Consider the following 13,395-nt stretch of genomic DNA (forward strand, 5'->3'; position numbering starts at 1 on the left):
TGCTTTTGTTTCTATTCAACCGCTCCCGTGCTTTTCAGGTTGACATCCATCGTTACATTAAATTCAATTTCAGGATAAATACGATCCCATTCATCCATCAGTCCTTCTCGCGACAATCTTGTCGCACGATAGCGCAATCCAAATCCAAAAGGATCGATATCGTTTTCTTGTAATTTGGTCAATAACTCAATAACTTTCTTTTTCATTTCCTCGGCTGCGGTTTTGTCGTATTTTTTCAAATTACTAATGTCCAGACGCTTATTGGATTCTCCGATAACACCATACTTTGTTACTTTCATGTCAATCCGTGGGGGGCCCTCGTCGAGTACGATTTTATACTTCATTTTGACTGTGTCGATGTTCAACACCATAATGAGGTCTTCTTTCTCAATTTTATAACTAAAGCCGGATGCATTGTACAAGAGCGAATTGAAATACTTCGTTTCTACTTCGGATAATTTTACTGGCTTCTCTTCCAATTTCAAGACAATTGCATTATTGATGATAAACGCTGTTTTGTCCTCATTAATATCAATGATAGGTAAAATCGCATTGACGCCCTTGCTTAACACCTGTCTTCTAAATTCGAAAAGAAATGTTGTCAATACATATGGGCTTTCCGTTCCCGTATTATCGAAAAAGTTATATAAAGCGATAGATGCAGGCGTTTCCGTTTCTGGTTCAAAGCTGATTGTTTCCTCAGCTGTAGTTCCAGCTACCGCCATATATGTGATCATTTGGATATCCCCGCGCCGTGTGAAAAAATCCATGAACGTATCTATATCTTTGGAAAGCAATTTTTCGTTCAAAAGGATGATTCGATTATGTCCCAAATCTAAAACCTTATCTACGCGTGTTTCTAGCATACGGATGGCCTCTGCAACCGATTCGGACTCATGGGTTAAATAGGCATATGTTTGGGAAGGGACTGATTTTACGTCGCCGACGGGCTTAATCATCTTCAATGTCACTTTGAAGCCATGCCTCACCTTTTCGGAAGGATCAATGCCGATTCCCACTACAAACACTCTTTTGTCGATGTCTTTGAATGCACATCCGGCTTGTGTGAGTAAGGGAAGCAGCAGGATAAGGATCAAGCTTCTTTTAATCATTTTTTTGTATCTGGACATTTGGAAGCAGCCCCTCTCTTCGCCAACCATAAACTCCCGATAAGCAAGGTGATAGTAATCGGAAGTATAACCATATCGAAAAATTCGACTCCTCTATATAATGCATCCGATGTTACTGTTTTTGCTCTATATATACTGAAAGCCCAAAAACAAAGTGCAAAAAAAGGCAAAGTGAGATTAACCGATTTCCATTTAAAGCGTTTAAAATAAAATACGCTTGAAAGCAACTGTATGGAGATATGCCACTGCATCGTTATGGTAACGACGCTTAGAGCCAAAAAGGCGCCGATGAATATAAAGACAATCCTTTCAATTAACCCAAATTTCATCCGGATGGAATCACTTGTCAAAATCCAAGGGTATAGTGCATTATCAAGGGAGTCAAATCCTCCGAAGCCCATTGGTAAGAAATAGGTTGTAAGTAGAATGTATGAGAAAAATAATGTTAGTAGTGACATTCCCTTTCGCGTCGGCTTTTTCAGCTTTTTGAAGTAACGATTGAAAATGACTAAATTTGCGGCCCCCATGGCAATAAAAGTTGCGGTTGTAAATGATTTATAATTAGGCAACTGATTAACTTGCATGATGGCAATTCTTATATAGTCCATATTAAGATGGAGGCTGAAGTAAGCTTTTATTTGAACGAAAAGGATAAAAGGGATAACGATAAGAAAAATGATTTCGCTCATATAGAAGATACTTTTTGTAGTCATGAAAATTCCGTATGTGATAATTAGAACAAAGGTCAATACAACAACGTAGATGGACATTTCAGGCAATAGAAATCGATTAATAATAAAAGTATAGGTAATAAGTGTTGATAGGCCTACATAAAACCAAACTATAGAAAAAATAAAAAGTATAGGCATTGCAAACCATTTAGGTGTGTATGATTTTAAAATTTCAGGTAAACCTTGACCGGGGAAATGGCTGAACTTGGAAATTATAATATATGTCACCACCATGCCTGCAATAATTGCAAGAAAGAGGGAAGGGACAGTTCCGTTCGCACTTTCTTCAATTAATGTCCTTGGCGTAGTGGAAACCATATATGTCATCATGCTTATTAAAATTAGGTAGAATAAGAAACGGTTCATCGATTGTCCATCCTCAATTCATCACTTTTACCCATCCAAGGAATTTGTAAATAAGGAACGCCTAGGCTATCTTTATTCGTTAAAACCATAACAATTCCGATGAAACCTATGAGTAAACCGACCATCCCGAAAAGCGCTGTGTAAACGAGTAGAAATAACCTAATAACCCTTACCGCAAAACTCAACTCATTGATTGGTATTACAAAAGTGGAAATAGCGACAGCGGCGATTATTATGATCATAATATTTGAAACAAGGGCTGCTTCTGTAGCCGCTGTCCCTAAAATGAGTCCACCAACGGTAGTAGCGGTAGAACTGACAGCTTTCGGCAGTCGCATGCTTGCCTCGGTTAATAATTCCGTGAAGAACAACATGAATAATACTTCAACAAATGACGGGTAGGGTACACCGATTCTGCCTCCCGCAACGGTAAGCGCAAGTTCGACTCTAAGAATATCAGGATTATACGATGTCATTGCTACATACATACTTGGAAGTAAAATACAGGTAAATAAGCCTATATACCTCAACACAATTGTAAACAACGAAACGATTGAAACATGGTAATTATCTTCCATAGATGACATGAAATCGAAAAAGATGACGGGTGCAATAATGACATTCGGGCTACCGTCAATTAAGATGATCACTTTACCTCCAACCAAATTATAGACAATGCGATCAGGACGTTCTGTCACCATCGATGTAGGGAAAAGAGTGAATTTACTATTGTTAAGGAAGTGTTGAAGATCACCCGCTGATTGGAATAAAGGGGTATTAAGATTTTTTAGTTGCTTCTTTACCTTTTTTATCATTTCAGGGTTTGCGCGTTCACCATCATAAATCAAAGATATTGCTCGGTTGGATAAATCGTCCACCATAATATCTTCGACTTTTAAAGAGGGGTTATGATACCGTTGTCTGATTATATTAATAGATACCTCAATATCTTCACTTAATGCTTTTTGTGGCCCGTGAATCGTCGGCTCCATTATGGTATCCTGGATTTCATTATCTTTTACAAGGCGAATATCTAGTAAAAATGTTTGATCACCGATGGCAATCAGAACAAATCCAGCGCTTATTAGAATGAATAATTTTTCTTTAGAGGGCACTTCGATTCGGTTCGGCAGGGATTGGATATATGATTCGAAACCTTCCTCAGAGGCCATTTCAAAAAAAGGTTTGATAACCGTTTGCTGGAGTGTGTTTCCATCCACCACAGATTTCAAATAGAAAAGGAATGCATACTGACCTTTAATTTGCAACGGCGTTTGAATGATGTCGTCTGACGGCTTGAATTGCTCCGAGAGATCTTCGAATATTGCTGGGGCCTGTTGTCCAGTCATCTGCAACTCTCCATTCATATGAGACTTACGAATATAGCGTTCCCGAAATGAATGAATCAATACATACAGAACGACTGAAATTTCATACAAAAGAATGCAAATCTACTATGTTTCAGAGCGACGCTATGCTAGGATAAAGTATATAGAATTTTTTAATAAGGGGTTTGTCGCGTATGTGGAGTCAACAAGAAATTCAGAAGCAACTTGAAATTATTAACGGAAAAAAAGCACCGGATCTGATCATTCAAAATGCTACGTATCTACATTCCATTTATAAACAATGGTTGACAGGGAACATATGGATTCACGGAGACCGTATTGTTTACGTCGGCAACAGGATGCCGGCAATGACAGAAGGAGCGGAAATTATTGACGCTACGGGGAAAAAAATCGTTCCAGGTTATATCGAGCCTCATGTCCATCCTTTCCAGTTGTACAATCCTGAAACGTTTGCAGAATACGCCGGAAGATTAGGAACGACGACATTTCTATCAGATAACATGACGTTTTTCATGCTCCTAGGGAATGAAAGGGCTTTCAACATACTTGAACAATTGCGCGAGCTGCCATTCTCGTTTTATTGGTGGGCGAGGTTTGATTCGCAAACAGTATTGCAAAATGAAAGAGAAGTGTTCAATCAGAATGCGATTGCAGAATGGTTAAAACGTGACGACGTTCTAATGGGCGGAGAATTGACGGGCTGGCCGCGTTTGATGAATGGCGATCCAGATATGCTCGCTTCACTCATCGCTGCAAAAAAGGCGGGTAAAAAGATTGAAGGGCATTTCCCTGGATCTTCCGAAAGAACGCTCGCCAGAATGAAACTGTTAGGAGTGGACGGCGATCATGAAGCAATGACCGTGGAGGAAGTAGAGGCGCGCCTGCTGCAAGGGTATGCGGTAACACTTCGTCATTCATCCATTCGTCCTGACTTGCCGAATTTGTTAAAGGGCATCATTGAAAAGGGACTTGATGTATTTGACCATCTCATGATGACGACAGATGGATCCACGCCATCTTTCCACAAGGATGGAGTGATGGATAAATGCATCCAAGTTGCACTCGACGCTGGTGTGAAACCGATAGATGCCTATTTAATGGCTTCTTATAATGTCGCGCGCTACTATGACATCTCCGACTTGCACGGTGTCATTGCTACGGGCAGATATGCGACACTGAACTTCCTTGACAGAGAAACAAATCCTGTTCCGACTGACGTCCTGTCCAAAGGCAAATGGCTGAGACGCAATAACGAACCGACAGAGCCATTTACGAAAGTCGATTGGTCAATCGTTCCGGACATCCAATTGGACTTTGAATTGCTTGAATCGGATTTTGAATTCCATCATCCAGTTGGAATTGAAATGGTGAATGACGTTATTACGAAACCATATGAAGTAACGCTCGATTTGTCGGTGGACAAGTTGTCCGATGAGCATGATGAAAGTTTTCTTATGTTGATCGACCGACATGGAAAGTGGCGTGTGAATACAGTTATCAAAGGATTCGCAGATAAGGTGCAGGGATTTGCATCTTCCTATTCGAATACGGGAGATATCATCTTAATAGGCAAGGATAAAAAAGAAATGTTGCTTGCATTCAATGAAATGAAACGGATGCAAGGCGGTATGGTATTGCTTGAATTCGGTAAAGTAGCCGCCTCAATCCCACTTCCAATCGGCGGGGGATTATCAGCAACGAATGTTGAGTCATTGATTGAAGAGGAGATCGAGCTGAAGAAGTCATTGACGGAACGGGGATATCAGCATGGGGATGCCGTCTATACATTCTTATTCCTCCAATCGACTCATTTGCCTTACGTACGAGCAACACAGATCGGGTTATACAATGTTATGAAAAATGAAGTAATCATTCCATCGGTGGAAAGATAGGAGGTCCTGATGAAGGGGAGTACGAGAGGATGGCTCATTGGAATGGCCATTATGTTGCTGTTGTTATCAGCGTGTTCAAAAAAAGAGAAGGCAGGTGCAGAGGAAGTTAATCCTGAGCTGCCTGAAGAGAATGATGAGATAGTCGAAGTGGAAGAAGAACCAGAAGAAGAGCCTGAGGAAGGAGCATTCCATTTTCAAGCACCGTTTACGGGCGTCTTGACGGAGGAAGAGCCGTGGTCGAGACCGGTGCTTGCAACGATCAATAATCACCCTCAGGCGAGGCCGCAATCAGGCATCAGTCAAGCGGATGTCGTTTATGAATTCCTGGCAGAAGGGAATATGACACGCTTTTTAGCCTTGTTCCAAAGCGAGCTTCCGGACACTGTTGGTCCGATCCGAAGCGCCCGCGATTATTTCGTTCATTTGGCGAAAGGGATGGATGCATTTTACGTGGCACACGGTTATAGCCCCGATGCCCAAAAACTGTTGGCAAGCAGGTACGTCGATAACGTGAATGGCATGCAATATGACGGCACTTTATTCAAAAGGTCGACGGATCGAAAGGCGCCGCATAACTCCTATATAAGTGGGGAAAACATTTTAGCGGCGATGGAAAAGACGAATTCTGCGACAGAAATAACAAAGGTTCCGCAATTTTCTTTCCACGAATCTAGCGAGGATGCTAGAATAGGGGATATTGCAACAACGATTGATGTCCGTTTCAGTTCTGATCGGAATTTCATCAGTACATTTTCATATGATGCTGAAAAGGAAATGTATAATCGAGTAGTAAATGGCATCCAAACAGTGGACAAAGCGAACGATCTGCCGGTTGAACTATCCAATATACTAGTTCTTGAGGCAAACCATAGTACAATTGACAGTGTAGGCAGACAAGCTGTCGATATAGAGAACGGTGGAAAAGCAATCCTCTTCCACGCCGGCATTGCAAAAGAGATTGAATGGAGAAATATCGAAGGCTTTTTAGTGCCAATCGAAAATGGAGCTCCTGCAAAATTGATACCCGGGAAGACATGGATCCACGTCATTCCATCGTATTCGGGCATTTCAAAATCTGTAACATATACTCCTTGAACATAGTAGAGGAAAGAGGGGAATACATGCAAATCGATAAAATCCGAAGTGAGCAGACGGACCAGCTATTTAAAGCCATATTGGAACTGAAGGATCTCGAGGAATGCTATATGTTTTTTGATGATTTATCCACGATGAGCGAGCTGCAATCGATGGTGCAACGTTTGGAAGTGGCGCATGCATTGAAACAGAAAAAAACATACGATCGAATACAAAGTGAAACTGGCGCGAGCACAGCGACGATTTCACGCGTCAGACGCTGTGTCGACTACGGATCGGGAGGCTACAATACAGTATTGAACCGCCTCTATCCGGAGCTAACGGAGAATAGTGAAAAGAAGTGAACAGGCGGAGAATCTTTCCGTCTGTTTTTTTGGTATACTGGAGGATAGAAAACAAACAACGTAACTTGACGGATTAGGTGGTAAAACAATGGATTATAAACAATGGCGCCACGCCTTTAAAGTGGACCCTGCAAAAACGTTGACGGATGATGAACTGGAAAGGCTTGCCGAGTCGGGAACAGACTGCCTGATTGTCGGCGGAACAGACGGTGTGACGCTTGAAAACGTCCTCGATTTATTGGTACGTATACGCAGATATTCTGTTCCTGTCGCACTTGAAGTGTCAACGGTCGAATCAGTTACACCTGGATTCGACTATTATTTCATCCCAACCGTCCTGAACTCTACGAAGACGGAATGGGTAAACGGCATCCATCACGCGGCGCTAAAAGAATACGGCCATATGATGAATTGGGATGAGATCATCACAGAAGGTTATTGCATCCTTAACATAGATTGCAAAGCAGCTAAGCTGACCGGTGTGCAAGAAGTGCCTGATGAAGAAGACATCGTCGCTTATGCGCGGATGGCAGAGCATCTATTTAACTTGCCTGTTCTCTATCTGGAATATAGCGGCACTTACGGCGACCCAGACATCGTCAAAGCAGCCGCCCGCGTGTTGAATAAAACCCGACTTTTCTACGGCGGAGGCATCCGAACTGCAGAAGAGGCAAAGCAAATGGCAGCCATCGCACAAACAATCATCGTCGGCAATATTATCTACGAAGACATCGAAGCAGCCTTAACAACAGTTGAAGCAGTAAAATCAGTACCCAATTCATATTGAATTAATGTATAATAAAGAACAAATGTTCCACGAAAGGCGGGATCCAATTTGGATAAAATAGCGGCAGACTTGCTTGTCGGCATGAACCCCGAACAAGCCCGCGCAGTGAAAAAGACAGAAGGACCTCTCCTCATCATGGCAGGAGCAGGCTCCGGAAAAACGAGAGTATTGACACATCGGATCGCCTATCTAATCGTCGAAAAGAATGTCTACCCTTCCAATGTACTAGCAATCACCTTTACGAACAAAGCAGCACGGGAAATGCGTGACCGGATTGACGGATTGCTAGGACCGGGAACAGGCGAGCGGATGTGGGTTTCCACATTCCACTCAATGTGCGTCCGCATTTTACGAAGAAATATCGACCGGATCGGAATTTCGAAAAGCTTTTCCATCCTCGATGGCTCAGACCAATTGACAGTCATTAAAAATGTCCTGAAAGAACGGAACATAGACCCGAAACAATATGATCCGCGTGCAATGCTCGGCGCAATCAGCTCAGCGAAAAACGAATGCATTGATGCGGAAACATACAAAGGACAAATCAATCCACACAACCCTTATGAAAAAACGATTGCAGACGTCTATGAAAGTTATTCGAAGAAATTGCGTCAAAACCAATCACTCGATTTTGACGACCTCATTATGATGACTCTGAAGTTATTTGAACGCGTCCCTGAAGTCCTCGAATTTTATCAAAATAAATTCCAATATATCCATGTTGATGAATACCAAGATACAAATAATGCCCAATACAGGCTTGTCAAAATGCTGGCAGCGAAGTTCCGCAATCTATGCGTCGTCGGAGATTCGGACCAATCCATTTATCGATGGAGGGGGGCGGATATCGGCAATATCCTCTCTTTCGAAAAGGATTATAAAGACGCGGAAGTTATTTTACTCGAACAAAATTACCGTTCGACAAAAACGATATTACAGGCCGCGAATGATGTCATTCAGAACAATCGCAGCCGCTACGACAAGAAGCTTCGCACGGAAAACGCAGATGGTAATGCAATTACGGTCTATAAAGCAACGGACGAAAAGGACGAATCCCAATACATCGTCCAACAGATTATCGAACTGAAAGAACGAGAAAATTTATCTCTCGATCAATTTGCCATTTTGTACCGGACGAATGCGCAGTCCCGTGTAATCGAGGAATATCTAGTGAAATCCAATTTGGACTACACAATCGTCGGAGGCACGAAGTTCTACGATCGGAAAGAGATCAAGGATTTATTGGCCTATTTGAAGCTGATTGCCAACAACGATGATGATTTAGCACTCGCTCGGATCATCAATGAACCGAAACGTAGCATTGGAGCCACTTCTTTTGAACGGATGGCACAATTTGCGATTGAAAATGACCGTTCGATTTTCGATGCATTGCAAGAGGTCCACTTCATGGGGCTGACAGCTAGAGCTGCGAATGAAGCAGTCAAGTTCAGGGATATGATGCATGGTTTCACGCAAATGCAGGAGTACTTGTCCGTCACGGAACTAGTGGAACAAGTGTTGGAGAAGACGGGCTACCGAGATATGCTTATTCGTGAGAAAACAATTGAATCGGAAAGCCGGTTGGAAAATATCGAAGAGTTCCTTTCCGTTACGGAAGCATTTGAAAAAAGAGCGGAAGAAGAGGAAGGCGACCGCTCGCTCGTTGCATTCTTAACTGATTTGGCGCTCATTGCGGACATTGATTCTTTGGATAAAGAAGAGAACCAATCTACCGAAAAAATCGTCCTTATGACGATGCATGCGGCAAAAGGGCTCGAATTTCCTGTCGTATTCGTCATTGGTATGGAGGAGAATATCTTCCCGCATGCAAGATCGATAGGGGACGATGAAGAGATGGAAGAAGAACGGAGACTTGCGTACGTGGCGATTACACGTGCAGAGCAGATGCTCTATTTAACTTGCGCCTCGTACCGAACAATATTCGGTCGTTCCAGTTTCAATAATCCTTCTCGCTTCCTAGGGGAAATTTCAGATGACATCATCGAAGTGACTTCCAATAACAATCAAGGATTTTCGTATGGCGGATATGCAAGAACGGAAACTCCTGTACGACCTGCGGTCAAGAAGCCGGTTTATAAATCGAGCGGCGGGGAGAAGATGGGCTGGAAAGCGGGCGACAAAGCGACTCATAAGTCGTGGGGTACGGGAATGGTCGTTAGCGTAAAAGGGAAAGAAGATGATCTTGAACTCGACATCGCATTCCCGGAACCAGTCGGCATTAAACGGCTGCTCGCCAAATTCGCTCCAATAGAAAAAGCATAGGGAGAGGAAAAGATGGATCGAAATACAGTTGAAAAGCGTGTGCGGGAACTCAATGATCTGCTCAATGATTATGGCCATGCCTATTATGTGCTAGATCGGCCGATTGTGCCCGATTCTGTGTACGATCAACATATGCAGGAATTGTTGTCCATTGAGGCGGAGCATCCCGATTTGATTTTCCCTGATTCCCCGACACAACGGGTTGGAGGAGAAATCCTTGCAGGTTTCAGCAAAGTGGTCCACGAATTCCCGATGCTGAGCTTGTCGAATGTGTTTAATGAAGAGGATATCAGAGATTTCGATAGAAGGGTACAGGCGGGTGCGGGCCATTCCATCACCTATATATGCGAGTTGAAGATTGATGGTCTTGCCGTTTCATTGAAGTATGAAAATGGGCGATTCATTCAAGGCTCGACTCGCGGGGATGGGACGATCGGGGAAGAGATTACGGCTAATTTGAAAACCATCCGAGCCATTCCATTGAAGCTGACAGAGCCAATTACAATCGAAGTGCGCGGCGAAGCCTATATGCCAAAGAAAACATTCATGAAATTGAACGAAGCACGTGATGAAAACGGGGAAGAACCTTTCGCCAATCCGCGAAATGCTGCTGCAGGATCGTTGCGGCAACTTGATCCGAAAATAGCCGCAAGCCGCAATCTATCCGTCTTTATTTATGGAATCGGAGGAGATGGCAGCGCATATGGACAGGACAGTCATTCGGATTCGCTCGATTATCTAGCGTCACTCGGTTTTGAAACGAATAAACAAAGCAAACGATGTAAAACAATTGATGAAGTTATCGACTTTATTGAATCCTGGCAGGCACGCAGGCAGGATCTTGATTATGAAATCGATGGGATCGTCATTAAAGTGGACGGCTATGAAGACCAGGAGCAACTTGGATTTACGGCGAAAAGTCCACGTTGGGCGACAGCGTACAAATTCCCAGCTGAAGAAGTGCATACGAAGTTGCTCGATATCGAGCTGAGTGTCGGCAGGACGGGTGTCGTAACGCCGACGGCCATCTTGGAACCGGTTCGTGTTGCCGGAACGACAGTCGCAAGGGCTTCCCTTCATAATGAAGATCTGATCCGCGAGAAGGATATCCGGATCGGAGACGCCGTTATCATCCGTAAAGCAGGTGATATTATTCCGGAAGTCGTCAGCGTCCTTGTTGAACAAAGGACGGGGGATGAAATGCCGTATCATATGCCAGACAATTGCCCCGTTTGTGATTCTGAACTAATTCGGATTGAAGGGGAAGTGGCATTGCGTTGCGTCAATCCCCAATGCCCAGCACAAATGAAGGAAGCACTCATCCATTTCGTCTCCCGAAATGCGATGAATATTGAAGGGATTGGTGAACGGGTCGTCGATCAATTATATACGTCCGGTCTCGTTCATGATGTCGCAGATCTCTATTGCTTAACGAAAGAACAGCTGCTTTCATTAGAACGGATGGGGGAGAAGTCCGCAACGAATTTATTGACAGCGATCGAAGCATCGAAAGCGAATTCATTGGAAAAGTTGTTGTTTGGCCTCGGTATCCGCCATGTTGGTGAAAAGGCAGCGCATATTTTGTCAGAGGAATTCAGTACGATGGATGAAATCGCAAAGGCGGATGCGGAAAAGCTCACATCAATACATGAAATTGGAGAAAAGGTCGCAGATGCTGTCATTACGTTTTTCAACAATGAAGATGTACTGGAAGTTTTGGCCAAGCTGAAGTCCTACGGTGTGAACATGGATTATAAAGGTAGAACGCGTCAAGAGATTCCGACAGAAGGACCTTTCGCTGGAAAGACGGTCGTCTTGACGGGGAAACTGACGATTTTAACGCGCAATGAAGCGAAAGAACAAATAGAGGCTTTAGGCGGCAAAGTGAGTGGAAGCGTCAGTAAGAAGACGGACCTCGTCATTGCCGGGGAAGAAGCGGGCTCCAAGCTTGTGAAAGCACAGGAGCTTGGCATTACAGTTTGGAATGAAACAGAGTTGGTCGATGCGCTCGGCGAAAAGGAGTAATATTCAATGAAAAGGTTATTAGTACTGCCCGGTATGGCGGCCGTCCTCTTATTGGGCGGCTGTCTACCGTCAATCGGCCCTGACAAAGAGGAAGTCACTCAGGAAACTGAAGAAATGGCTGAGGAAACCGTCATGATTCCTGATGTTCAATTAAAGGATGAATTTTACAGGCCACTTCTTCCATTTAAGAAAAGTGCGAGTCGAGGTCTTGTCGTAAAAAATATTTATACCAAGTATGACGTCCAGGAAGCTGAAGAAGGGTTAATGCGTCTCTCTGCCCAGCACTTCGACCCGAAGACCAACTTTTTTCAAGAAGGTCAGTATATTGATAAAGATACGGCAAGTGCTTGGCTCGCAAGAAATTCGGCTGATCCGAGCGGCTTAAATCCACCCGAAGCAAAAGGGGAGGATGCAGAAGAGAAACCGATTTACTTGGCCCATATTATCGAACAAAACTACTTGACGCTGACTGATGAAAAAAAAGTTCGCTTATCCGGCATGTCCATAGGTCTTGCATTGAATTCCGTCTACTATAGCAGGGATGGCAAACAAACAACAATAACAGACGAAGAACTTGAGAAGCAAGGGATGGAAATGGCTTCTACAATTGTGACAAGGCTTCGGTCGAAAGAGGGATTTGAAGACATTCCCATAGTCGTTGGCCTATTCAAGCAAGAAAAAAGAAATTCAATTGTACCCGGAACATATTTTGCGACAGCATTCGCCGACAAAGGTAAATCGGCACCGGCGGGGTGGAAAGAAGTGAACGAGCAATACGCATTGTTGCCCGTTTCGTCAGATATCGACAATTATCGCGACATCAATACGACGTACAATAAATTTAAACAGGACATTGACGAATATTTCCCAAGCTTCGTCAACGTAGTAGGCACCAGTTTCTACAAAGATAATCGATTGCAGTCCATCTCTTTCAGTATCCCGATCCAATTTTTCGGCAAAAGTGAAATCATCGGTTTCACTCAGTTTCTGACTGGCAAAGTGAAAAGCTACTACTCCGATATCGACATCGAAGTAAGCGTCACTTCAGTAAACGGTCCAGAAGCATTAATTGTCAAAAAAGCAGGAGAAGAAGAATACGTTCATATTTATGGGTACTAATAAGGTGTAAATAAGTTGGTAACATGCACCGTTGATTGGAGCGTAAGGCGGCGACTCCTGTCTGTCCAGCTACAGGCGCTAAGGGGATGCCTTAATTTCTGCAAAAACCGCAGAAATACGGCAAATCGAACCCTGCGCAGTTCGACTTGCTCGGGTCATAAGTCAAAGCTGCTCTGTGGCAAAGACCGCCACGCCGCATCTTCGCCTTATGCCTGTCGCATCTGAGCAAGGGCCTTCCGCTTTTCGTTGGAAAGCGTCCGCCTGGAGCGGAAAT

At 43.6% G+C, this 13,395-nt stretch carries 10 protein-coding genes; 7 read left to right on the plus strand and 3 right to left on the minus strand.

The window, feature by feature from the left end; genetic code table 11:
• Positions 1-11: 11 nt before the first annotated feature.
• From SLU01_RS10055 to SLU01_RS10065, 3 genes are read right to left on the minus strand one after another with little or no spacing between them, the layout of a single operon-like run.
• A complete protein-coding gene (locus SLU01_RS10055) occupies positions 12-1,130 on the minus strand; it encodes a Ger(x)C family spore germination protein (protein ID WP_170232666.1) in 1,119 nt (372 codons plus the stop codon).
• Positions 1,109-2,227, minus strand: a complete 1,119-nt coding sequence (locus SLU01_RS10060; RefSeq protein WP_147057876.1) for a GerAB/ArcD/ProY family transporter — start codon at positions 2,225-2,227, stop codon at positions 1,109-1,111. Before SLU01_RS10060 ends, SLU01_RS10055 begins: the two co-directional genes overlap by 22 nt.
• The gene (locus SLU01_RS10065) at positions 2,224-3,576 is read right to left on the minus strand and encodes a spore germination protein (RefSeq protein WP_147057878.1); all 1,353 of its coding nucleotides are present in this window, start codon (positions 3,574-3,576) and stop codon (positions 2,224-2,226) included. Before SLU01_RS10065 ends, SLU01_RS10060 begins: the two co-directional genes overlap by 4 nt.
• 173 nt (positions 3,577-3,749) lie before the next feature.
• On the opposite strand from SLU01_RS10065, the gene SLU01_RS10070 reads away from it, so the two are divergent.
• From SLU01_RS10070 to SLU01_RS10100, 7 genes are all read left to right on the plus strand, one after another.
• The gene (locus tag SLU01_RS10070; protein ID WP_147057880.1) at positions 3,750-5,468 is read left to right on the plus strand and encodes an adenine deaminase C-terminal domain-containing protein; all 1,719 of its coding nucleotides are present in this window, start codon (positions 3,750-3,752) and stop codon (positions 5,466-5,468) included.
• A 9-nt stretch (positions 5,469-5,477) separates the two neighbouring features.
• Positions 5,478-6,563 (plus strand): DUF3048 domain-containing protein, encoded by a 1,086-nt coding sequence (locus tag SLU01_RS10075; RefSeq protein WP_147057881.1) that lies wholly within the window; start codon positions 5,478-5,480, stop codon positions 6,561-6,563.
• Positions 6,564-6,589: 26 nt separating this feature from the next.
• A complete protein-coding gene (locus tag SLU01_RS10080; protein WP_147057883.1) occupies positions 6,590-6,907 on the plus strand; it encodes a YerC/YecD family TrpR-related protein in 318 nt (105 codons plus the stop codon).
• 88 nt (positions 6,908-6,995) lie between these two features.
• On the plus strand, positions 6,996-7,694 hold the full coding sequence (gene pcrB / locus SLU01_RS10085) for a heptaprenylglyceryl phosphate synthase (RefSeq protein ID WP_147057885.1): 699 nt from the start codon (positions 6,996-6,998) through the stop codon (positions 7,692-7,694).
• Positions 7,695-7,775: 81 nt separating this feature from the next.
• Positions 7,776-9,977, plus strand: a complete 2,202-nt coding sequence (gene pcrA / locus SLU01_RS10090; RefSeq protein ID WP_176589726.1) for a DNA helicase PcrA — start codon at positions 7,776-7,778, stop codon at positions 9,975-9,977.
• Between the two features lie 12 nt (positions 9,978-9,989).
• The gene (gene ligA / locus SLU01_RS10095; protein WP_147057889.1) at positions 9,990-12,002 is read left to right on the plus strand and encodes an NAD-dependent DNA ligase LigA; all 2,013 of its coding nucleotides are present in this window, start codon (positions 9,990-9,992) and stop codon (positions 12,000-12,002) included.
• 6 nt (positions 12,003-12,008) lie between these two features.
• A complete protein-coding gene (locus tag SLU01_RS10100) occupies positions 12,009-13,121 on the plus strand; it encodes a CamS family sex pheromone protein (protein ID WP_147057891.1) in 1,113 nt (370 codons plus the stop codon).
• The last annotated feature ends 274 nt before the right edge of the window (positions 13,122-13,395 follow it).

The sequence above is a fragment of the Sporosarcina luteola genome, from assembly GCF_007991495.1.
GTDB lineage: Bacteria > Bacillota > Bacilli > Bacillales_A > Planococcaceae > Sporosarcina > Sporosarcina luteola.